Source organism: Staphylococcus coagulans (assembly GCF_002901995.1).
Taxonomy (GTDB): domain Bacteria; phylum Bacillota; class Bacilli; order Staphylococcales; family Staphylococcaceae; genus Staphylococcus; species Staphylococcus coagulans.
Genome location: NZ_PPQN01000002.1, coordinates 37610 through 59464, shown reverse-complemented (window position 1 = coordinate 59464; position 21855 = coordinate 37610). Strand labels below are relative to the sequence as shown.

General features: G+C 35.0%; 24 protein-coding genes. 7 read left to right on the top strand and 17 right to left on the bottom strand.

Annotated elements, in window-relative coordinates; all coding sequences use genetic code 11:
• Positions 1-186: 186 nt before the first annotated feature.
• The 3 genes from CD118_RS00685 to mutY all read right to left on the bottom strand — a co-directional run bounded on the left by CD118_RS00685 (position 187) and on the right by mutY (position 3993).
• Entirely contained in the window at positions 187-1923 is a 1737-nt protein-coding gene (locus tag CD118_RS00685; RefSeq protein ID WP_103356082.1) for an ABC transporter ATP-binding protein, read from the bottom strand.
• 420 nt (positions 1924-2343) lie between these two features.
• The gene (gene ntdP, locus CD118_RS00680) at positions 2344-2886 is read right to left on the bottom strand and encodes a nucleoside tri-diphosphate phosphatase (RefSeq protein WP_050330565.1); all 543 of its coding nucleotides are present in this window, start codon (positions 2884-2886) and stop codon (positions 2344-2346) included.
• Positions 2887-2949: 63 nt separating this feature from the next.
• On the bottom strand, positions 2950-3993 hold the full coding sequence (gene mutY, locus CD118_RS00675; protein ID WP_103356081.1) for an A/G-specific adenine glycosylase: 1044 nt from the start codon (positions 3991-3993) through the stop codon (positions 2950-2952).
• Between the two features lie 90 nt (positions 3994-4083).
• On the opposite strand from mutY, the gene CD118_RS00670 reads away from it, so the two are divergent.
• A complete protein-coding gene (locus tag CD118_RS00670) occupies positions 4084-5061 on the top strand; it encodes a metal-dependent hydrolase (RefSeq protein ID WP_060829685.1) in 978 nt (325 codons plus the stop codon).
• 77 nt (positions 5062-5138) lie between these two features.
• Here CD118_RS00670 and CD118_RS00665 read toward each other — a convergent pair whose 3' ends face one another.
• From CD118_RS00665 to sgtB, 5 genes are all read right to left on the bottom strand, one after another.
• Complete coding sequence (locus CD118_RS00665; protein WP_103356087.1) at positions 5139-5912, bottom strand: teichoic acid translocation permease; 774 nt, start codon at positions 5910-5912, stop codon at positions 5139-5141.
• An 8-nt stretch (positions 5913-5920) separates the two neighbouring features.
• Positions 5921-7450 (bottom strand): ATP-binding cassette domain-containing protein, encoded by a 1530-nt coding sequence (locus CD118_RS00660; protein ID WP_103356080.1) that lies wholly within the window; start codon positions 7448-7450, stop codon positions 5921-5923.
• A gap of 14 nt (positions 7451-7464) precedes the next feature.
• Positions 7465-7779, bottom strand: coding sequence for a YfhH family protein (locus tag CD118_RS00655; protein ID WP_037559167.1), 315 nt, complete (start codon positions 7777-7779; stop codon positions 7465-7467).
• Entirely contained in the window at positions 7772-8575 is an 804-nt protein-coding gene (gene recX / locus CD118_RS00650; protein ID WP_050345429.1) for a recombination regulator RecX, read from the bottom strand. The genes CD118_RS00655 and recX overlap by 8 nt, the downstream gene beginning before the upstream one ends.
• 186 nt (positions 8576-8761) lie before the next feature.
• Positions 8762-9568 carry a monofunctional peptidoglycan glycosyltransferase SgtB gene (gene sgtB, locus CD118_RS00645; RefSeq protein WP_050330561.1) on the bottom strand — a complete coding sequence of 269 codons (807 nt, stop codon included), beginning with the start codon at positions 9566-9568 and terminating at the stop codon, positions 8762-8764.
• A gap of 197 nt (positions 9569-9765) precedes the next feature.
• Between sgtB and CD118_RS00640 the strand changes: the two genes are divergently transcribed.
• On the top strand, positions 9766-11511 hold the full coding sequence (locus tag CD118_RS00640; protein WP_103356079.1) for a pyruvate oxidase: 1746 nt from the start codon (positions 9766-9768) through the stop codon (positions 11509-11511).
• 267 nt (positions 11512-11778) lie between these two features.
• Here the strand turns inward: CD118_RS00640 and CD118_RS00635 are convergent, their stop codons facing one another.
• Together CD118_RS00635 and CD118_RS11940 are read right to left on the bottom strand one after the other, a co-directional pair.
• Positions 11779-12294, bottom strand: a complete 516-nt coding sequence (locus CD118_RS00635; protein ID WP_103356078.1) for a type 1 glutamine amidotransferase domain-containing protein — start codon at positions 12292-12294, stop codon at positions 11779-11781.
• A 76-nt stretch (positions 12295-12370) separates the two neighbouring features.
• Positions 12371-12532: an SE1561 family protein gene (locus CD118_RS11940; protein ID WP_164905411.1), complete on the bottom strand. Its 162-nt coding sequence runs from the start codon at positions 12530-12532 to the stop codon at positions 12371-12373.
• A 113-nt stretch (positions 12533-12645) separates the two neighbouring features.
• Here CD118_RS11940 and yfkAB point away from each other — a divergent pair, with 113 nt between their 5' ends.
• Positions 12646-13782 carry a radical SAM/CxCxxxxC motif protein YfkAB gene (gene yfkAB, locus CD118_RS00630; RefSeq protein WP_060829680.1) on the top strand — a complete coding sequence of 379 codons (1137 nt, stop codon included), beginning with the start codon at positions 12646-12648 and terminating at the stop codon, positions 13780-13782.
• A 194-nt stretch (positions 13783-13976) separates the two neighbouring features.
• Here yfkAB and CD118_RS00625 read toward each other — a convergent pair whose 3' ends face one another.
• Genes CD118_RS00625 through CD118_RS00615 form a run of 3 tightly spaced genes read right to left on the bottom strand, consistent with a single transcriptional unit; the run spans position 13977 to position 15973 of the window.
• Positions 13977-14498: an acyl-CoA thioesterase gene (locus CD118_RS00625; RefSeq protein WP_060829679.1), complete on the bottom strand. Its 522-nt coding sequence runs from the start codon at positions 14496-14498 to the stop codon at positions 13977-13979.
• A gap of 20 nt (positions 14499-14518) precedes the next feature.
• Positions 14519-15751 carry an aminopeptidase gene (locus CD118_RS00620; protein WP_103356077.1) on the bottom strand — a complete coding sequence of 411 codons (1233 nt, stop codon included), beginning with the start codon at positions 15749-15751 and terminating at the stop codon, positions 14519-14521.
• Between the two features lie 18 nt (positions 15752-15769).
• Entirely contained in the window at positions 15770-15973 is a 204-nt protein-coding gene (locus CD118_RS00615) for a DUF1128 family protein (protein ID WP_050330555.1), read from the bottom strand.
• Between the two features lie 132 nt (positions 15974-16105).
• Between CD118_RS00615 and CD118_RS00610 the strand changes: the two genes are divergently transcribed.
• The 4 genes from CD118_RS00610 (at position 16106) to CD118_RS00595 (ending at position 19016) form a co-directional block, all read left to right on the top strand.
• Entirely contained in the window at positions 16106-16564 is a 459-nt protein-coding gene (locus tag CD118_RS00610) for a low molecular weight protein-tyrosine-phosphatase (protein ID WP_050345426.1), read from the top strand.
• Positions 16565-16571: 7 nt separating this feature from the next.
• Positions 16572-16859, top strand: coding sequence for a YtxH domain-containing protein (locus tag CD118_RS00605; RefSeq protein ID WP_060829678.1), 288 nt, complete (start codon positions 16572-16574; stop codon positions 16857-16859).
• A gap of 291 nt (positions 16860-17150) precedes the next feature.
• Entirely contained in the window at positions 17151-18410 is a 1260-nt protein-coding gene (locus tag CD118_RS00600; protein WP_060829677.1) for a YihY/virulence factor BrkB family protein, read from the top strand.
• Positions 18411-18443: 33 nt separating this feature from the next.
• The gene (locus CD118_RS00595; RefSeq protein WP_050330551.1) at positions 18444-19016 is read left to right on the top strand and encodes a beta-class carbonic anhydrase; all 573 of its coding nucleotides are present in this window, start codon (positions 18444-18446) and stop codon (positions 19014-19016) included.
• Between the two features lie 54 nt (positions 19017-19070).
• Here CD118_RS00595 and vraR read toward each other — a convergent pair whose 3' ends face one another.
• The 4 genes from vraR to CD118_RS00575 are packed head-to-tail and all read right to left on the bottom strand — an operon-like array spanning position 19071 to position 21833.
• Positions 19071-19700: a response regulator transcription factor VraR gene (gene vraR, locus CD118_RS00590; protein WP_050330550.1), complete on the bottom strand. Its 630-nt coding sequence runs from the start codon at positions 19698-19700 to the stop codon at positions 19071-19073.
• Positions 19690-20733, bottom strand: a complete 1044-nt coding sequence (gene vraS, locus CD118_RS00585; protein WP_050330549.1) for a sensor histidine kinase VraS — start codon at positions 20731-20733, stop codon at positions 19690-19692. Before vraS ends, vraR begins: the two co-directional genes overlap by 11 nt.
• Positions 20730-21431 (bottom strand): cell wall-active antibiotics response protein VraT, encoded by a 702-nt coding sequence (vraT, locus tag CD118_RS00580; protein ID WP_050330548.1) that lies wholly within the window; start codon positions 21429-21431, stop codon positions 20730-20732. Before vraT ends, vraS begins: the two co-directional genes overlap by 4 nt.
• 12 nt (positions 21432-21443) lie before the next feature.
• Positions 21444-21833: a hypothetical protein gene (locus tag CD118_RS00575; RefSeq protein ID WP_103356076.1), complete on the bottom strand. Its 390-nt coding sequence runs from the start codon at positions 21831-21833 to the stop codon at positions 21444-21446.
• Between the last annotated feature and the right edge of the window lie 22 nt (positions 21834-21855).

The following is a 21855-nucleotide window of genomic DNA, read 5'->3' as shown; positions in this document are numbered from 1 at the left end:
ATATCATATTTGACTCCTTTTTAGTTTCAAATCAAAAGCAGGATTGTTCTGTCTTTCAAAGCAGAATAACCAAAATCTCACAAAAGAATATCTTTTGAAGTCTCATTACTAAAAAAGAGCAAACAAGAAATCTTATTCAACAAAGATTCCATTTGTTTGCTCTAATTTAATGCCCTTTTTCGATTATTATAGATTTTGTATAGAATAAAGTCGTTCATATGCGCCTTGCTTGTCAATGAGTGTTTGATGTGAACCTTGTTCTACAATTTCACCATTTTCAATAACTACAATTTTATCGGCGTGTGTAATGGTTGACAGGCGGTGTGCCACAATGATTGTAGTTCTATCATGACTTAATGTATCAAGTGCTTCTTGTATGATTGCTTCACTTTCTAAGTCAAGTGCACTTGTTGCCTCATCAAGAATCAAGATAGGTGGATCATTTAAAAAGATACGTGCAATAGATAATCTTTGTTTCTGCCCACCTGATAATTTCACACCTCGTTCGCCTACTTCAGTATCATAGCCTTGCGGTAAGTCCATAATAAAGTCATGGGCATTCGCAAGCTTAGCAGCCTCAACCACTTCTTCAAAAGTTGCGTCAGGTCGTCCAAGCAAGATATTTTCTTTTACTGTATCAGAAAATAAAATATTGTCTTGTTGTACCATACCGATTTGTCGTCTCAAACTACCCATATCGAACGTTTTAATATCGTGACCATCAATGGATATACGTCCCTTTGTAACATCATAAAATCGAGGAATCAAATTGATTAAAGTTGACTTACCGCCTCCACTCATGCCTACAAAAGCGACTGTTTCACCATGTTTAATATCTAAATTCAAATGCTTTAACACATCTTTTTCATCAGGTTGATAGCGAAAAGAAACATTTTCTATTTCGATGTGACCTTCCTTAATCGCTATCGGTTTTGCATAGTCAGTATTTTTAATATCATATGGTTCATCAAATAGTTGAAAAACGCGGTCCATTGATGCAAAACTTTGTGTCAATGTAGTAAAAGAAGAGACGAGTCTTCGTAAAGGGCCATAGAGTTGTTCTAAGTAACTTACAAAAGCAGCTAGTGTCCCTACTGTAACTGAACCTGTAATTGCTAAATAAGCACCGTAGCCGATTACAATTAATGGACCAATATCAGTTACTGTATTAATCGCTGAAAAAGAATAGGCGTTCCAACGTGTATGTTGAAATGCTTTATTTAGAAAATTTTTATTTCGATGATCAAAGTTTTTGGCTTCATTATCTTCAATAGCAAAACTTTTAATGACTGCCATACCATTTACACGTTCATGTAAAAAACCTTGTGCTTCAGCTAATTTTTGAGAACGCTGACGTGTAAGTGCTCTTAATCTTCCAAAGAAAAAATACACAGTCAGCACATAAAATGGTAAGATGACAATCGCCGCAAACGTTAATTGAACGTCTAAAAAGAACATGACAGAAAGTGCGATTATAATAGTGATACAATCGAGCCAAATATTCATTAGGCCTGTCATAATAAAGTCTTTTGTCTGTTCTACGTCATTAATGACACGTGAAATGACTTCGCCCGCTTTATTATTCGCATAAAACTTAGCGCTTAAAGCTTGAAGATGATCATACAATTTTTTACGTATATCGTATAAAATTTTGTTACTTGTCCACTGTGCCATATACTGTCTCAAAAACTCAATAGGTGGACGTACAATAATAAAAATAAATGCTGCAATTAACATTGCAACAAACAGTCTCATTAGCTTATCATCCACAGTTAGTGCAACATTGTTGATGACATCATCAATGACAAACTTGATGAGGAGTGGTATGAGTAAAGGAATACCAAATTTTAATATCCCTATAATAATTGTTCCAAATATTAGCCATTTATACGGCTTCACAAACTCTAAATAACGCTTAATCATGCGCTTGCCCCCCAAAATTATATGCTTCCAATTAAGAATTTGTGCGCACATTTTTGATAATTCGTTTTCAAATAAGTCAGCTATTCTGCGTATTGCTTCAATCGAACAACCGTCATCATCATCTCACTGAACCTCATATATTGATTAAAATAGGTAATCGGTCAATATAATATGATTGTATTGATATAAAATACAACGATTTGAACGGGAGTAAGACGGAACACCATTCGCTTCCAAATCTTACTCCCGTATTTAAAATCATTGTTTGAACGATATACACCATCCGATGTATCCCATGACACCGTCTTAAACAGGATATGTAAGAAGATGTTTTCATAGCATCTACTCTATTGCTTATCGAACCATTTGCAAAATTAAACTTCAAAATCGACAAAATTCATGATATTTACACGCTTAATTTTAAACATTTTTATATTTTTGAAAACGTTGACGCCACACTTTAATAAAATCTGGGGCAAATGGTCCCTTTTTCTGTTCAATCCATTGTTGAAGAATATCTACATTACGTCTTAAAATCAAATCTATATCTTTCGGATAATTCATTTGATTCATATGTTGTTCATATTCATCCTCATCAAGTAAGTGATATTTACCATTCGGATAGACTTTAATATCTAAATCATAGTCGATATACTTAAGGGCTTCTTCATCGCAGACAAACGGAGATGATAAGTTGCAGTAATAGTAAATACCATCTTCTCTAAACATACATATGACATTAAACCAATATTCTGAATGAAAATAGACAATCGCAGGTTCACGCGTTATCCAAGTTCGGCCATCACTTTCGGTCACTAATGTATGATCATTTCCACCAATAACCACATCGGCTGTTCCCTTGAGAATAGTCGTTTCTGACCAGACACGATGAATTTTGCCATCATGTTTATAAGATTGTATTTTAATCGATTCCCCTTCTCGAGGTACACACGACTTGACCACTTGCCACACCTCCTTAATTGTTATAACCTCGACTATTATATCACAATCAATCCGGTTACTTAATTATTCAGCTTGATGAAGCTTTTTAAAAATTTTAGTCATTGGGACTGGAAAAGAATAGTGTTCTTTTTGTTCAGGCACCAACCAAAGTCTTTCTTCTGCCACCTTGCGCTCATCTTCTTGTGCAATTTCTGCCAAATGGACATGAAGCTTCCAAGTAAGGTGTGTAAATTGATGCTTTAATATCATGACGTCTTTTTCTTTAATTTTTAATGAAGCTGCGATAACAGCTTCGGATGATGTTTGACTGTTTTGTTCAGCCATTGGAAATTGCCACATTCCTTTTAACAATGAAGATGTTCTTTGTTCAATTAAATAACGGCCTAGATGGTCTTGAATTACATAAACATCAAAGTTCAGTTCTTTTTTCTTTAGTTTTTTAGTTTTCACAGGACGCTCTAACACTGTCCCATTTGCGTATGCTTCGCAGTGATCTTGAACTGGACAAAACATGCATAGAGGTGATTTCGGCGTACAAACAAGAGCGCCTAATTCCATCATCGCTTGATTAAAATCGCCTGCTTCAGAAGCAACATATGGCAATAGTTCTTGCTCATATGCTTTTCGGGTCGATTGCAACGCTGTATCACGACTATCATCATTCAAGCGAGACCACACACGAAAAACGTTGCCATCAACTGTGGCTAAAGGTAAACCATAAGCTATACTCATCACTGCCGCTTGTGTATAGGGACCAACACCTTTTAAAGACAAAAATGTATCAGGATGCTGAGGTACGATGCCATTATGCTGATCAACGACTTCTTTAGCAGCTGTATGAAAATTACGTGCACGACTATAATATCCCAAGCCTTCCCATAATTTTAATACGTCTTCTTCTTTTGCTGCGGCTAAATCTTCAATACGTGGAAATTGTCTGATAAAACGTTGATAATAATCTCTAACCGTATCGACTTGTGTTTGTTGTAACATGACTTCACTCACCCATATGTAATATGGATTTTTAGTTTCTCTCCAAGGCATTTGTCGTTGCTCGAGTCCAAACCATTCTAACAAATGCGGCTTAAAAGAAATTTCATTTAACATTTCTATTCCCCTTTTAAATTTGAATAATTTACCTTCAACTCAGTTGTAGATTATAATAAGATTAAGATATTTTGAAAAGAGTGAGACAATATGGATACTGCTACTCATATTGCTATCGGTATAGGCCTAACAGCAGTAGCAACAACAGATACAGCATTAGGCGGAAATTTTGCTGCAACTGCTACTGTATTAATTGCTGGTTCGTTAATTCCTGATAGTGATACTGTACTAAAATTAAAAAATAACGCAACCTATATTTCGAATCATAGAGGTATTACCCATTCTATTCCATTTACAATATTTTGGCCTTTACTATTAACTTTATTAGTTTATGTGTTTTTTAAAGATTTAGATCCATTTCATATTTGGTTATGGGCACAACTCGCTGTATTTTTGCATGTATTTGTTGATATATTTAATTCATACGGTACACAAGCATTGCGGCCTATTACAAATAAATGGATACAACTTAGTGTTATTAACACGTTTGACCCTATTATTTTTACAATTTTGCTTATCGGCATTTTATTATGGGCATTAGGATTACATCCTTATGTTGTTTTCGGACCTGTATTAATCATCTTGATTCTTTATTACATTTTGCGCTTTCAAATGCGTTTTTGGTTAAAAAAACAAGCTTTAAATCAAGTAGAACATTTAGGCACTCCGATCAAAGTGTTTGTCGCACCGACCATTCGATTTAAAGAGTGGCGTATTGCAATTCAAACAGAAAAACATGATTATGTCGGACGTAGTTATGGTCGAAGTATCGTGTTTAGTGATAAAGTTGAGCGCCAACCTTATCCAAGTCCAGAAATTATGCAATATGCACAATATGATCATAATATAAGAGCATTTTTAAATTTTTCTTCGATTTACCGTTGGCATATTAAACATATTGATAATGACACAACTGAGCTTCGATTTATTGACTTACGATATTTAAAAAAAGGACATTATCAATTTGTTGCTATCGCCCATCTCGATAAAGAAATGAAAGTTGTACATTCGTATACGGGTTGGGTATTTAGCGAAGAAAAGCTGATGAAAAAGTTATATGCACATTGAATCATACATGACAAAACCTAGTCCCCATTATACGGGACTAGGTTTTTTGATGAATTTCACTCAATCCATTGATTAAATTAAGATTTAAGTTGTTGATGTTCATTGGGTCTCAACTGTGTCACGTAATCCTTCAATGCGAAGCTAAAGACAATCATTAAGCCCATAAAACAAAAGAAGTAAATATGATATCCCAAATTATTAATTGCATCTTTACCTATAATCACTGACTGTTGCATTCCGTTCACTAAATAAAAGATAGGATTCAGCATCAATAACCGTGTTTGCCATCCGCCATCTGGAATATACAAAATAGGCGATAGACAAAATACGATTAAAGACACGATATAAAATACTTTATCTAATTTTGGATATAAAATATAAATCATTCCTAATAAACATGAGATCACCGTAATAAAAAACAAACTCATTACAATATAGAACAACACACCGATTACTGTTGTGTCTGTATTGAGAGGTTTTAACCAAGCCATCACAAGCGTTAATATGAGTAAGACTAAACTATAGAGCGCACTCGACAATAACACGTGAAAAAACGGTGTACTATTGTAATGACGGGTCACATAATAGTCTCTCGGAAAAAAGCGGTAATTAATAAAGATGGCAATCCAAATGACGCCGAAAGTCATTAAGCCTGTAAGTCTATAATCTATTGTCGCTAATTTGACATCAACAGTTCCTAACCACCTAAAAATCATCGTGATGATTAATGTCAGTAGGATACCTATAGCGAAAGTCAATAACGTCCATTTTCTATGCATTTTTAGGCGATATATACTATGTCGGTATATTCTAGGAATGCTTTTGTAAAAACGAATTAAATTCTCAACCATTTTTCCACCTACAATTCGATATAAAGCCATTTTGAATTTTTCAAATCTGCAATAAAATAGCCCTCATCCGTTTTCGTTATCCATACATCACTTTTAATATGGTATTTATCTTCTAATTTTGACTTGTCCACAATTGGATACGTAAAGCCCATTAAATGATTACGGTCGTCAAATAACATTGAAATCGGTTGTTCAATGACTGGCTCAACGAAGCGGTCTTTCTTTCCAGGTACAAGTGTATCATTCACTTTCTCATGAGATTTATGTAATTCCCCATTAAAGTAATCAACATAATTGATATAATTACTTTTCATATAAGGTTCTAAATCTTTGCGATTCACATCTTTGTATAAAGCAGCAGGATTAAAATATTCAAACTTTCCTTTATCAGCTTTATAAAAAGAACCGTTGACTTGTATTTTATATGTCGCTTTATTTTCACCTACGATAGTTGCTATCGCATAGTGCGGCATCGTAATCGTTTTGCGTCCATGCTCTAAAGACGTTAAAGTGACCGAACTTTCATTAACAATCCCATATGCAAGTTTTTCTTCATAAGGATCTTTTGCTTGTTTGGAAATTGTAGGTTGTGTTGTTATTTGTGTGCTGTCTATTTTACCTACCCCACTAATTACGAGGAAACTTGCCGCACACATGCCAACCAAAAATAAGATAGACCATAACCAGATTCTTGAAAGAAAAGCAGGCGGCTTTGCGTGATGATAACGCTCAATTCTTTTAAAATTATAGGTGAGTTCCGGCATTCTACTGCGATTTCGCTTCCAATCTTCATCAAAATGCTTTTTCTCTTCATCAGTTTTAAGTGAATCCATGTCACGCTGATGTGCCATAAATTTAGGATAAACTTGGCTAATGGCACCTTCTTTTCTTAATTGACCATGCGATATCCAAGCCAAATAGTTGCTCACAGCTTTCACTTTTTCAACATCATTGTCGATTGTAATCCACGTCCACTCACGCTCAACATATTCTTGCATCATTAGTTTTGCTTTTTCAAAAAACGGTTCATTCAAATAACTTAAAATATGACTTAATATCACAATTTCAGCATCAGAAGAACGGGCCAAACTAAATAGCAATTGTGCATATTGTGCATCTGTAAGTTGACTTACTCGCTCTGTTTTAACCTCTTCTAGATGTGCATATTTAATAATTTGTGACACCTTGTGTGCAGCCGCATCATAAGGATAAAGTTGAACGACGTCATTGACATAATCTTCAACCGTTGTATCCTCAACTGATTTTTGATTCATATTTGCATAAAACATCGAAGCTTTTCTTACAATTCGACCTTTATCAGGTTGAACCGTGCCTGCTAATATTTCACCTACTAATGATTTGGAAGCATCCGTTTCACCGATGATACCTAAAGCTTCACCTTCATAGACATATAGCGAAATATTATTCAGCTCAATATCTTCGGGCTGATAACTAAAAGGTTTAAGCACATTTTGTTTTTTTTGATTGCGATAATAATGTGTTACATTAATCATCTTCAAGACAATTGAACTACCCATGCGCGCTACCCCTTTTATAATTTTAATAATGAAATTGGCAATCCTTCTTCGGGGTCACTATGATTAATTCTAAACCCCCAAGCAAAGATTCCTTTCAAACGTTCAACTTTAAAAAAGTCTTCTGTACCATCTTTCAATTTATATATTTTACCTATTTCTATCTTATCCGTATCGATAAGGTAGCTTTCAGCAATAACGACTTTATTGGCATAGACATCATACTCATTCATGATACCGTTCATTTCTGCTTTTCGCATTTTCTCTTTACTCGTTTGGATCACATGTAAAATCTCTTGCCTATCCATTTCACTTAAACGTTTATCACTCATTTTCGATACCACTTTCTGATAATTTTTGTCTAATCTCATCGTATTGATAGCCTTTTCTCAACAACCCTTCTACAGTTTTCATATAAAGAGGTTGCCCACTGTATTTCTTCTGATTTTTATTATAGACTTTCTCTAAATCACGTTGCAATAATTTGTCTATCATTTCTGAATCCTGTTCTATTTCGAGTTGATCCATTACTTTATAAATCGTCTCTAAACGATATCCTTTTTGTTGAAGTGATTGTTGAATCTTCAACTTCACCTTGGAGACAGGTCCTTTTTTCTGTTTCATAATTTTTTCACCTAATGCCACAATAGCATCTATGGGCTGCTCTTCTTCATATAATTGAACGCCTTCATCAATTAAATCCGCTTCTATGCCAGCTTCTATTAACTTCTGTCGAAAAATTTCAGGCCCTTTATCCGTCGTACGAAGTAATGTATTTTTTAAGCTTATCATATAGTCACGATGATCTATTAATTGAAGATGCTCACAATAATCTATAGCACGCGCGATGACCGTCTCTGGAAAGTCTTGCTTTAAGAGATGTAATTTAATCTCCTTACGTGTACGTTTACGATAAGATAAGTATTGCATTGCTTGATTAATCGCTTGTCTATCATACTCTTCTTGATTGATCGCATCAATTTGATTTTTATCAACGATGTCACCCTTTTTTAAATTAAAGGCTACAAGCGTATCCATTGAAATGCCCATTGCAAAAACTTGATCTATATAAATATTAAATCTCTCTTTATTGTTTTTTTGAACTTCTATTTTAGTTATTTTATTCATCTTATCACCCCAAATCATCACAAAAGGGAGTGGAACAGAAATCGATTAGATTTCATTGTCCCACCCCTGTCTGGTTGACTCACATTAAGAATGCTTAATATAAGCTAGACTTAACTCAGCCATATACTATCAATGGATCAATTTTAAAAACTTCTATGCACTCTTTTATTATGCCATATATTTGTGTTAAGCACCAAGTTGTTGCAACGCCTCAGTGTATTCTTGTCCACTAATATAATTTTGTTGCTTCATTTTTTCTAACGTCATTTTAGTTCGATTAATAAAAGCGGGTGACATATCATTAACATCATATACTGAAGGTGCATTCACTTTGCTTGCAAGGATAGCACTTTGTAGTACAGTGATTTGAGGTAAATTCGTATTTTGTTGATTCGTTGTTGTTCCGAAATAATAACGTGCTGCAGATTCAATCGTATAATGATTGTCTCCATAAAAAATATTATTCATATAATAACTTAAAATTTGCTCTTTACTATATGTTCTTTCAATGCGTCTCGCAACAAACATTTCTTTTAATTTTCTTGTCACCGTCTGTTGATTATCATAATAAAAGTTTTTAGCAAGCTGTTGGGTAATCGTACTTCCCCCTTGCAAACGATTTTTATCTTTTATCGACGCAAAAATGGCTCGAATGCTCCCTTTATAATCGACACCCGAGTGATGGTAAAACCGTTTATCTTCAACTGCGATAAAGGCGCCTCTCGTATATTTAGGCATTTGTGTTGCACTCACATAACTATCTTTTTGCTCTATACTTTTTAAATCAGATACATCCGCTTGCTGTGAGAGCATATACATCAAACCAATAAACAATGCAGCAATAAAAATTAAGACAAAAATCAATGTACGAAAAATGCGTCTTGGCTTCTGTTTTTTAGGTGGTTGACCCACAGGCTGGTAATACGTATTGTAATGTGGCGCATTGTCATGGGGTTGTGCGGTAGACTTCCCCATTCGGTCTTTTCTTCTCATCCATGATGACCTACTTTCTCATTTCAATTCACTAATTACTGTGAGTTTATCAAGTCCAATAGAATTTATCTATATTTTTAACCAAAAATCAGTCTGTAGGATGAGGATAAGCACGTATTTTGAATATTGATGCATAAAATGAAAAAATGGGTATATGAGTCTTATAGGTTACTATATTGGAAAGGGAGTCGTAATAAATGGGAAAAGTAAAAGCGAATATGGCACTTATAAAAGCATTAAAAACTTGGGATATCGATCATGTATATGGTATTCCTGGAGATTCTATTGATGCAGTTGTGGATGGACTCAAAAGTGCTGAAGATTCAATCAGATTTATTCATGTTCGTCATGAAGAAGTTGCGAGTCTTTCAGCTGCAGCTTATACAAAACTTACAGGTAAAATTGGGGTTGCATTAGGAATAGGTGGTCCTGGTGCAGTACATTTATTAAACGGCATGTATGATGCCAAACTCGACAATGTACCGCAATTAATCCTTTCAGGACAAGCCGACAGTGATAAACTCGGTACAAAAACATTCCAAGAAATTAACTTGCCAAATTTATTTGAAGATGTTGCTGTCTATAATTACCAATTAAAAGACAGTGATGCTGACAATGTCTTCCAAATTGTGGATGAAGCCATTCGTACAGCCTATAAAAAGAGAGGGGTTGCGGTACTTACACTTCCTAACAACATTTTGAACACTAAAATCGATGACAACTTCCCTTCAGAAGTTAAACCCTATCAAAAAGAAAGACAGCAACCCGCTACGCATGAAATCCAAAAAGCAGCACGTTTATTTAACGACAGTAAACGTCCAGTTATCCTTGTTGGTAAAGGAACTGAAAATGCGAAAGCAGAAGTACGTCAATTTATAGAAAAAGGTAAAATCCCTACAATTGTCACATTACCGTCTAAAACGATTGTCGGCGATCAACATCCTTATAATTTAGGAAATATCGGTAAAATTGGTACAAAACCATCGTATCAAGCGATGCAAAACGCAGACTTGCTTATTTTAGCGGGGACGAATTATCCGTATGTAGACTATTTACCTAAGAAAGATATTCCAGCTATTCAAATTGATGAAAACCCTGAAGCTATCGGACACCGTTTTAATGTTGATGCCCCTATTGTAGGTGATAGTCAACTGGCACTCCAAGCCCTGATTGAAGCGATTGACCCAGTTTCTGACCGTCCATTTTTATCTGAAATGTTAGACCATAAAGAAACTTGGGAAGGCTGGATGAATGAAGACAAGAAAAATACAGCTAAACCTATTCGCCCAGAGCGCTTAATGGATGCAATAAATAAAGTAATCACTGACGATACGGTCATTGCAGCTGACGTAGGAACATCTACTGTGTGGTCAACACGTTACCTGAATCTTGGCGTTAATAACCATTTTGTTATTTCAAGTTGGCTCGGTACGATGGGCTGTGCACTTCCAACTGCAATCGCCTCACGCATTGCTTATCCAGGACGCCAAGTGATTGGCATTACGGGTGACGGTGCTTTTGAAATGGTAATGCAAGACTTTGCTACCGCTGTTCAATACCACTTGCCGATGGTACTATTTGTGCTCAACAATACGGAATTATCATTCATTAAATACGAACAGCAAGAAGCTGGAGAATTAGAGTATGGCATAGACTTTAGTGATATGGACTTTGCTAAATTTGCAGAAATTTGTGGTGGTGTTGGTTATACACTTGACAATCCTGACGATATTGATGCTATTGTACAAACAGCTGTACAACAACATAGACCGACTATCGTTAATGTTTATGTCGATAAAAACGCTGCGCCACTCCCTGGTAAAATCTTGCCAGATCAAGCGCTAAATTATGCAAAATGGGCATATCGCAGTTTAACTGAAGAGCGTAAATTTATTTTTAACGAAATACCTTCATTGTCTACAGCTGTTAAACGTTTTCTTTAATTAATTGTTGATACAAGTACTAATACTTCCAAGCATAAGCGAGCTATATTGAAGGCGAAGATCTCATATTAAGGAAAGGCATACAGGTTTTTGCTAGAGAATTTGTATGCTAGTTATAATTCGGAGCGAGTTGGAAATGCTTTCGATTTCTACCTTGCTCCTTTTTTATTGTCCACTTCTTCATTTAAAAAATGTAATTCTAATTAAAACAAAAAAACTACCGTCAAAATAAGTTTTGACGGTAGCCTTCTGAAATTGAGTCTTGAATTATTTTAATGCATTAACAATTTCTCTGTTAAAGTCATCTAAGTCATCAGGAACTCTACTTGTCACTAAGTTTTTGTCCACGACAACTGACTCATCCACCACTTTAGCGCCTGCATTTGATAAATCTTTACGTACGTTAAGCACTGCAGTCAATGTACGACCTTTTAATTCATCTGTATCAATTAAAATTTGTGGGCCATGACAAATGGCAAATGTTGGTACGTCTTCTTTTAAGAAGTATTTTGCGAAAGTACCATATCGTTGTTCTTCATCTCCACGTAATAAGTCTGGAGAGAAACCACCTGGCAATAGTATCGCATCATAATTTTCAGGTTTTGCATCAGCAATACTTACATCAACAGTCGCTTTTGCACCATGTTTACCAACAACTTCCGAATTGGCAGCATTTCCGATTACTTCTATTTCATGTCCAGCTTCTTCTAAAGCTTCTTTTGGACTTGTAAATTCAATATCTTCAAATTGGTCTGCTAATAATACTGCTATTTTTTTTGCCATGATTCAATCACCTTTCTTTATCGTATCTAATGTATTAGATACCCGGATTGAATTTGACTAAACATCACAAAATAAACTATTTACGTAATTGACTCACTTTTACTTCGAGCTGGTCTAATAAATGAATCCACTCATCGATATCTTCAACACTCACCTTATCAGGTTTGGTATGTTCTAATTCTTCTAAAAATTGAGATAATCTTTCTTTTATTTGATTCATCGTTTGTGGCTCTTTCATACTTTGCGATTCTCCTTTATAATTGCATTGTCATAGCTATATTAACATGAAATTGATATTCCTCAATAGCCAATATCAAACAATCATGTATTTTAAGATGAGGAGTTTTGATTATGATAAGCACCAAAAAGGATCCTATTACTATTAAGAATGATCCGTGGGAACCCTATTCAGATATCAATCAATACGGGCAACCTGTACTCAGTAATGTTGAATTTACAACAACGAACTTGTGCAATATGCGTTGTAGCCACTGCGCCGTGGGTTACACGTTACAGACGAGAGACCCTGACCCGCTTCCAATGTCGCTCATTATGCAACGACTAGATGAAATTCCAACTTTGCGCACGATTTCTATTACTGGCGGAGAACCTATGTTTTCTAAAAAGTCTATTCGTGAAGTTGTTAAACCATTATTAAAATATGCCGATCAACGGGGTATCTATGTACAATTGAATTCTAATTTAACCCTTCCATTAGATCGATATTTAGATATTGCTGAATATATCGATGTGTTACACATTTCACATAACTGGGGCACAATTGATACATTTACTGAAGTTGGATTTGGCGCAATGGATAAACAGCCCCCATTAAAGGCGAAATTAAAACTCTACGAACAGATGATTTCAAACGCTCAGAATTTAAGTCGTCAAGGGATGTTTGTGTCAGCAGAAACAATGTTAAATAAAAGCACTTTACCTTATTTAGAATCGATTCATCATGAAGTAGTTCACGATATGAAATGTCAACGTCACGAAGTGCATCCCATGTACCCTGCTGATTTTGCGAGTCAATTGGAAGTACTTGATCTTAATACGATGAAATCTGCTATCTCACATCTATTAGATGTGCGCGATAAAGACACTTGGATGTTGTTCGGAACATTACCTATTTTTCCTTGTTTACAAGATGAAGCTGATGCACAATTAAGAGAAAAATTGAAACAAGCCCCAAATGTATCGACTCGTAATGATCCGGATGGCAGAAGCCGTTTAAATGTAAATGTATTTACTGGTAACGTTATTGTTACAGATTTTGGCGATGAAACCGGTACAATTTCAAACATTAAACAAGACCGTTTAACAGATGTATTTCAGCGTTGGATGGCGACGCCACTATCAAAAGCGATTAATTGCCATTGTCCTCAATTTGAATGCTTAGGTCCTAACATTCTAGTTAAAAATATGTATTACTCAAACGTTGATTTTAAAAAACAAGAACAACGGATGCACCATATTTTTTCTTAATTCATTGAAAATATCCATATACTAAAAAGGCAAAGATGTGTTTACAAAAGTAGAATGGTCACTTCTGTAAAACATCTCTGCCTTTCTTTTTAACTAAACTCTAAACGTATGGTTTACTATTACGTCAAACTTGTATTTAAACCATCCTCAAGTAGCGTATCATCGTGATTGATACTATTTCAATTTAATCGTTTTTACTGCTTACGTTTTAAGTCAGAAATAAATTGTAATGTTTTTTTGCTTTCTTTTCTTCTTTCTTTACGACGTTTTACCCGTATTTCAGCTGTTTCATGGAACCATTTCTCAGCTTCTGTTTCAGGATAGATGTCAGGTACTTTTGTAGGTTTGCCATCCTCATCCAAAGCAACAAAAGTTAAAAAACTTAATGCCGCTAGCTCTTGCTTATTGTTATGAATATCTTCAATCATAATTTGAACACAAATCTCCATTGAAGAACTCCCTGCATAAGATACCATAGCGATATAAGTCATGATATCACCATTTTTAATCGGTTTTAAAAAGTCGACAGAATCCGTTGAAGCAGTTACAACAGTATTATTTGCATGCTTCATCGCACAAATTGCAGCAATTTCATCGATATTGGCCATCATTGTACCGCCAAACAGTGTGCCTAGATGATTGGTATCTGTTGGAAATACTTGTCTAGATTTATATACTTTTGAATCTTGCATTGCTCTTTTTTCAACATTTGTCATTTTCTAAACCTCTTTTAATATCAATTTGCCCAGTTTCCATCTTTAAAAACTAACTCTTCAGATCCATCTGCTTTAACTCCGTAAATATCCAAATCACGGCTACCAATCATAAAGTCGACATGCTTAAGCGAATCATTTAAGCCATGTGCTTTTAATTCTTCGCTCGTCATCTCTGTGCCTCCTCTTAGGTTAAAAGCATAAGCTGCACCTAATGCGATATGGCAAGAGGCATTTTCATCAAATAATGTATTATAAAAAATAGTATTACGATTAGATATCGGTGAATCATCAGGAACTAAAGCCACTTCACCTAAGCGGCGTGCGCCCTCATCTGTATCTAATAAAGAGGCAAGCACTTCTTGACCTTCTGCTGCTTCAAAATCAACGACACGACCTTCTTTAAATGTCAGTTTGAAGCCATCAATAATTGTACCATTATAACTTAAAGGCAATTTATTCGAAACAGTACCATTCACGTGTCGGCAGTCAGGCGCTGTAAAGACTTCTTCAGTTGGAATATTAGCGATAAATGCTTGTCCATCAGGTGTATAGCTCGTTGCATCTTCCCAAATATGACCTTTCGCCAAGCCAACGACTAAATCTGTACCTTCAGAGATAAAATGAAGTGCATCATAGGCTTTATCATTAAGGTAATCGGCTTTCTCTTTTAATAATTGTGTATGTTGCTCCCAATTGGCGATTGGATCATTTCCATCAACTCTGACGATATTCAATATATCATCTAAAAACTTCGTAAAAGCAGCTTGTGGCTCTAAATCTGGATAAACACGCTGCGCCCATGCTTCTGATGGATAACAAGCCACAACCCAAGGAAATGCATTTTTTTGTGATTCCACCATATACGATTTAAAAGCATGACTATGATTTAATTGAGCGGCTTTAAGTTTATTCGTATCTATGCCATTCAACAAATTAGGATCTTCGGTAATCAGTGCTAAGTTACTTGCACCACGATTCGCATAATCCATACGTTCTTCTACATCATAGGCCTTCACATCTTTTTCAAAAAATGAAGCGGGTTCATATTCGTATGCATAACGTTTCAGTTGTGGGTCGGCGTATTTCACTCTGACGTCAGAAGCACCTGCAAGATAAGCTTCTTCTACGATACGTCTCGTAAAATCTACAGCCTCAACTGTCGTTCTTATAAACACAGGTTGTCCTTTCTGAACGTTCATTCCAACGTTGACGAGTAATCTTGCGTATTGCTGTAATCTTTCTTCAATTGTCATTAAAATACCCCCAATTGTCTATTTTCTTAAATCACCCAATGCCTCTGTAATACCGGACATTTCACGAGGTGTAAAATCCTTTTTTGTTGATACAAAAGCATAAATATCTTCTATATCTTCGCGATGGGATTCGCTGTAGTTATCTGGATCAATCAAACCTGGATTTACTAAGTTTAATCGATTGCGTATTTCTATAATCATTTCTTCAATTGTCTTTGACATGATTACCATCCTTTCGTCTACAATATTTTATCAAAGTGACGAATATTTGAAAAATTTTTAACAGAATTACTTTCGTATTGTTTTAAAAACAGCTAAAATGGGCATATAGATTAGGACACGGAGGTTATCTACATGACAACAGTTGCTTTTGTATGTTTAGGCAATATTTGTCGATCTCCAATGGCTGAAGCAATTATGCGTCAACGCCTTAAAGATCGCAATATTGACAACATTGAAGTATACTCAAGAGGAACGGGCAAATGGAATTTAGGAGAGCCCCCTCATGAGGGTACTCAAAAAATTTTAAAAGCGCACGACATCCCATTTGATGGTATGATTAGTGAATTATTTACAGCACAAGATGATTTTGACTACATTATTGCAATGGATCAAAGCAATGTAGATAATATTAAAAAAATTAATCCTCATCTTAAAGGGAAGTTATTTAAATTATTAGAGTTTAGTGATATGACAGAAACAGATGTACCTGATCCATATTACACAAATAATTTTGAAGGCGTCTATGAGATGATACAATCTTCTTGTGATCATTTAATAGACTATATTATTCAGGATACGCGAAAGGAGTAACAACATTATGCAAAACAAATTATTACCGGGGATTTTAATTGGCGCTACAATTGGTGGAGCGATTGCATTGATCGACAAAAACACACGTCGTTCACTTAAATCATCAGTTCATCAAATTAAAACAGGTGAACGTTCAAGCGAGCCATCTAAACTTGCAGAATTGAAAGATGAGTTCTTCTATTGGAAAGATACAATTGATGAAATTCGTCGTAACAATCCAGAATTAGAACGTTCATTGCGTCAAGCTAAAGATACATTCGTTGAACGTAAAAACAATAAACAAATCGGTTTATAAGTAAATACTTTTAAACAATAAGCGGGGATAAGCGCACAACAGATTCACGTCAACTTCAACACCGCATGCCAACGCTATGAACGTGTGAGCTACAATAACCAGATTAATAGAAATTTAAATGAAGTTTGAATTTCACGCATTTGTCGATGGACTATAGTTGCTCACCCGCTCTATGCCGTAAAACATGTACAGTTCGTTGGCGTTACGCTCTTATCACGGGCAATTTCAATGCATTCTTTTAGAATGTACTCAGAGATTGCCTTTTTTAATATCAAAAGAAGGAGCTTCGATATGTCAAAAAACGAAGAAAAATCAAAAAGCCTTGTAGATGAGGTGAAAAGCAAGTTCTCAAATGACCATCATTCTAAAAATGAAGGGCAGCATCCTAATCGTAAAGGCGATGCAAAAGGTGAAATTGAAGAAGACCGTATTTATGTTAAGCCTCAACAGTTTCAATCTAAAGAAGCATCTAAAGACAACCAAACCTTCTTTGTCTCAAGAATAAACAAACCAGTAAAATATACTGACCGCCCTAATTTTGTTAGTTATTTGATTTATCGTATAGGAAAAGATGATGCCTCTGGTCTCGCTGCACAGTTGGCTTATTACTTCATGCTTTCATTGTTCCCAATGCTTATCTTTATTTTATCTTTAGTTCCAATGTTCAATATCGATAGACAAGCAATTATTGATCAAATTAAAGATAAAGCGCCTGCCGATACAGCCTCCATCATTACGAGTATCATAAATGATGTCATGGGCAATGCTAGTGGTGGATTGCTCTCAGTCGGTTTAATTTTGGCTTTGTGGACAGCTTCGAACGGTATCACTGCGTTAATGAATTCTTTTAACGTCGCATATGATGTTGAAGATAGTCGTAACTTTATCGTATCAAAAGCATTAGCAGTATTTTTCACTTTACTCGTTGGAATTACTCTACCTGTCACACTCGTTCTATTTACTTTTGGTCAACAAATCGGGAACTTGTTATTTGGGCCACTCGGTTTAGACGAGCAAGTACGTTGGGTATTTAGTCTTATTCGTACAGCGTTGCCTGTTTTAGTCATATTTATCGTATTTGTAATTTTATATACCGTTGCACCTAATGTGAAAATCAAACTAAAATCCGTACTACCTGGCGCGTTATTTTCAACAGTTGCATGGATTTTAGGTACACTTGCTTTTGGTTTTTACGTTTCAAACTTTGGTAACTATTCTAAAACTTATGGTAGTATCGGTGGTGTCATTGTTTTAATGCTTTGGTTATACATCACTGGCTTCATTTTAATTATTGGTGCTGAAGTAAATGCGATAATGCATCAGCGTAAAGTAATTAAAGGAAAAACACCTGAAGAAGAAACGTATGATGAACTTGAGGCCAATAAGGACGATGATTTAGCGACTGCGTACAATAACTATGGGACACAGTCGGATAAATTTGAACAACATCAAAATCAAGATGTAAAATCATCAATAGATTCAGAATCTAAAAAAGTTGAACATTCCCATACGGGACGTTCAAAGCATATTAAAACAACTGACGATAAATAAGACTGGATTTGAAACACATTGGAGGCGCTTAGGGTGACATTATTAGATCAAATTTTAAAATACAATAAAGACTTTGTGGCAAGCAAAGCTTATGAACAATATAGTACAAGTAAAACACCATCTAAAAAGGCTGTATTGCTGACTTGTATGGATACACGATTACAAGATTTATCAACAAAAGCACTTGGTTTTACAAACGGTGATTTAAAAGTCGTTAAAAATGCTGGTGCTACAATTAGTCATCCTTATGGTTCAACGATGCGTAGTTTACTTGTTGGTATTTATGCACTGGGTGCTGAAGAAATTATTATTATGGGGCATAAAGATTGTGGTATGGGGAATATTGATGTCGACACTGTTATGAAAACAATGGAACAACGGGGTGTCGATCAAAAGACGTTTGATATATTAGAGCACTCTGGCATTGATGTTCCTAACTTTTTAAAAGGCTTTGATGACGTTTATGAAAATGTTAAAAAGAATATACAAATGATTTATTCTCACCCCCTATTTGACAAGAAGGTACCTGTTCATGGATTAGTCATTGATCCGCACACTGGTGCGTTAGATCTTGTCCATGATGGTTACGGAAAAAATTCAATCTAATGTTTTTAAACAAGCGGGACAGAAGTCAAAACGATTTCTGTCCCGCTTTCTATATTATTCAATTAATCCATGTTGAAAAGCATAAATCACTGCTTGCGTGCGATCTTGTACTTCTAATTTACTTAAAATATTACTCACGTGCGTTTTCACTGTTTTAATCGTAATATGAGAAGCGCTTGCGATTTCTTGGTTTGAATATCCTTTTGATATCAATAATAGTATTTCCATTTCACGCTCAGTCAATAACTCATATAATTCCGCTCTTTGTTTCATACGATTTCGCATTTTCACAAGTACTTCTGCTTCAAATACAGACTCGCCTTGACTCGTTTTTCGTATCGCTTCCGCAATATCACTTGCACTTGTCGTTTTAAGAATATAACTATCGACACCTGCATCTAGGGCACGATAGACTTCTTTATCCTCAATATAACTTGTGAGCATGACCACTTTAATGTGTGGTAAATCTTTTTTGATTTGTGTTGTCGCTTCAACACCATCCATGTCTGTCATCACAAGGTCCATTAAAATTAAATCTGGGTGAAGTTCATGTGCTTTTTGAATAGCCTCATTCCCTGAAGCTCCTTCCCCTACAACTTCAATATCCGGTTGCGTGGATAAATAGCTAGATATTCCAATTCTAACCATTTCATGATCATCTACAAATAACACTTTAATTGTCATTATGTACCTCCTTATCAAGTGGTGCCTTTACTTCTATTCTCGTCCCAGCGTCTGGCAATGAAACGATATGAAATGTTGCCCCGATTTCTATTGCACGTTCACGCATATTTTTAAGTCCATAGCTTTGCTCTAATTTGTCATCTACATTAAAACCGATACCGTCATCTTGAATACGCAGTAATAAATAGTCTTCACGATTGAGCAATTCGACAGTAACTTGTTTTCCTTTAGCATGACGTAATGTATTAGAGATTGCTTCTTGAGTGATTCGAAATAAGTGGTCTTCTATCCCTTTAGGCACTTCAAATTCGTCAATTTCTTGTACAACTTTCATTGGAACTTTTCTTTGTAGATCTGTAACTAATGATTTAATACCTTCACCTAACGAGCGGTCTTTAAGTCCTATCGGTCTCAAATGTAACAATAACGCCCGCATCTCCAACTGAGAATCTTGAACCATTTTTTCTAAAGTTGGAATTTGCTGATCTAGCGGTGGAGTTAACTCCGTTTCTTTAATCGCGGATAACATCATACTTGCCGCAAAGAGTTGTTGGGATACACTATCGTGTAATTCCCTAGCCAACCGCTGTCTCTCATCTTCAATAATTTTTTTCACTTTCAAATCGTTCATATTATAAGATTCGTTCGTTAAATTTTGAGTTTTAATACGCATTTTATGAAGTTCTTGATTTAAAGGAACAAGGGCCTGATACAGTTCAATCGTCTCATTATATAATTCGATATGTTGGTCATTTATACCTACTGTTTCCCCTTCAAATGCACGTTCAATTTGTTGCTTCAACCAATCATTTTGTTGATTGATTTTATAGGCAAGTACGCTACCCACAATAATACAGAGAAAGATAACAATTAAATTTAAAAAGATAAATACGGGAATCCCAAAAATCTGGGTATAAAACATACCTTGAAAATAAATGATATTAGTAAAAACTTTATCAATAAAGAAAAAAGCAGTAAACATACTGTAGACTAAAATCAACATTGAGCCTATGGCACGAACGTAATGGTTCATCGATAAACCACCTCAACATCACCTATAAATGTTGAGACGAAAATATTAACGGTATAATTTTCAGCTTTATGTTGTGAGGTTAACTGAATGTTGTCATTTTCGATTTTACATTGTTGACGGTCGAGCGTCACTTTACCATAAAATGCAGAAACATTTAACTTTACATTATAATTTAAAGGTACAATGACTTGTACTTTACCTACAATATGACGAATGACAACATGGTTTTGCATCTTCAAATTGGCCGCTTTCGTCATGTCTATTACAATATCACCCATGCCATGTTGAATTTGCAAATCTTCCCATTTATACACATAAACTGGTGTTTTTTGGTCACCAAACCATTTTTGTTTAATAAAACTATGTTTTTCAGTCGTATCATCCGTAGATAATATTTCTAAAGGTTTACGTTTATAAATAATATAACGTACCGCTACGATGATAATAAAAATAAATAAAATAATCAGCGTGTATTTATTGGATAGTAATGTAAATAAAATCATTAACGTCCCAATCCAAAAACAGAGCAATCCACGCACTTTATGAAAATAAATATAACCGACATACATTAAAATACTACCGAGTAATAACACGAATAAAAAGCCGATTTTTTCAAAAAAGATATAGTAAAAATTGGCTATAATCATAAGAGCAGTAAATATAATGAGCAACTCGGTCGAAATATATTTTTGTGTCATATTTCCACCTTTCTAGTATGCACGTAACAATAATTGAAGTAAATCGCATTCCCTCTTTACGTAATCTTTATCTTCATTCAACTGTTGGTAAAATGCTTCTAATTGCGCATACTCTTTTTCAATTTCGTTCAAATCATCTTTAATTGTATTAATATCAACGCCATAAATATTTTTTGCACAATGAATATGATGTTGATCCATCAGATCGATATATTTATTTTCTAATTCAATTGTTCTTCTGTCAATCATCAACTGTAACTGTACTTTTTTATGTTGCATATAATACAAAGCTTGGTCGATATCATGTATTTTCAAATCTAAGTGGTTTAAATATTGATTGAATACTTGATGATAAAGTTCATAAAAAAATCTTTCAAAATAGGCTCTTAATAGTTGTACCATAATCAAATCACCTCATATGTTA

Bases quoted from the DNA above. Each gene is read 5' to 3' on its own strand.
- CD118_RS00685 (WP_103356082.1), bottom strand. From the start codon at position 1,923: ATGATTAAGCGTTATTTAGAGTTTGTGAAGCCGTATAAATGGCTAATA.
- mutY (WP_103356081.1), bottom strand. From the start codon at position 3,993: ATGTTAAATGAAATTTCTTTTAAGCCGCATTTGTTAGAATGGTTTGGA.
- CD118_RS00670 (WP_060829685.1), top strand. From the start codon at position 4,084: ATGGATACTGCTACTCATATTGCTATCGGTATAGGCCTAACAGCAGTA.
- CD118_RS00665 (WP_103356087.1), bottom strand. From the start codon at position 5,912: ATGGTTGAGAATTTAATTCGTTTTTACAAAAGCATTCCTAGAATATAC.
- CD118_RS00660 (WP_103356080.1), bottom strand. From the start codon at position 7,450: ATGGGTAGTTCAATTGTCTTGAAGATGATTAATGTAACACATTATTAT.
- CD118_RS00655 (WP_037559167.1), bottom strand. From the start codon at position 7,779: ATGAGTGATAAACGTTTAAGTGAAATGGATAGGCAAGAGATTTTACAT.
- recX (WP_050345429.1), bottom strand. From the start codon at position 8,575: ATGAATAAAATAACTAAAATAGAAGTTCAAAAAAACAATAAAGAGAGA.
- sgtB (WP_050330561.1), bottom strand. From the start codon at position 9,568: ATGAGAAGAAAAGACCGAATGGGGAAGTCTACCGCACAACCCCATGAC.
- CD118_RS00640 (WP_103356079.1), top strand. From the start codon at position 9,766: ATGGGAAAAGTAAAAGCGAATATGGCACTTATAAAAGCATTAAAAACT.
- CD118_RS00635 (WP_103356078.1), bottom strand. From the start codon at position 12,294: ATGGCAAAAAAAATAGCAGTATTATTAGCAGACCAATTTGAAGATATT.
- CD118_RS11940 (WP_164905411.1), bottom strand. From the start codon at position 12,532: ATGAAAGAGCCACAAACGATGAATCAAATAAAAGAAAGATTATCTCAA.
- yfkAB (WP_060829680.1), top strand. From the start codon at position 12,646: ATGATAAGCACCAAAAAGGATCCTATTACTATTAAGAATGATCCGTGG.
- CD118_RS00625 (WP_060829679.1), bottom strand. From the start codon at position 14,498: ATGACAAATGTTGAAAAAAGAGCAATGCAAGATTCAAAAGTATATAAA.
- CD118_RS00620 (WP_103356077.1), bottom strand. From the start codon at position 15,751: ATGACAATTGAAGAAAGATTACAGCAATACGCAAGATTACTCGTCAAC.
- CD118_RS00615 (WP_050330555.1), bottom strand. From the start codon at position 15,973: ATGTCAAAGACAATTGAAGAAATGATTATAGAAATACGCAATCGATTA.
- CD118_RS00610 (WP_050345426.1), top strand. From the start codon at position 16,106: ATGACAACAGTTGCTTTTGTATGTTTAGGCAATATTTGTCGATCTCCA.
- CD118_RS00605 (WP_060829678.1), top strand. From the start codon at position 16,572: ATGCAAAACAAATTATTACCGGGGATTTTAATTGGCGCTACAATTGGT.
- CD118_RS00600 (WP_060829677.1), top strand. From the start codon at position 17,151: ATGTCAAAAAACGAAGAAAAATCAAAAAGCCTTGTAGATGAGGTGAAA.
- vraR (WP_050330550.1), bottom strand. From the start codon at position 19,700: ATGACAATTAAAGTGTTATTTGTAGATGATCATGAAATGGTTAGAATT.
- vraS (WP_050330549.1), bottom strand. From the start codon at position 20,733: ATGAACCATTACGTTCGTGCCATAGGCTCAATGTTGATTTTAGTCTAC.
- vraT (WP_050330548.1), bottom strand. From the start codon at position 21,431: ATGACACAAAAATATATTTCGACCGAGTTGCTCATTATATTTACTGCT.
- CD118_RS00575 (WP_103356076.1), bottom strand. From the start codon at position 21,833: ATGGTACAACTATTAAGAGCCTATTTTGAAAGATTTTTTTATGAACTT.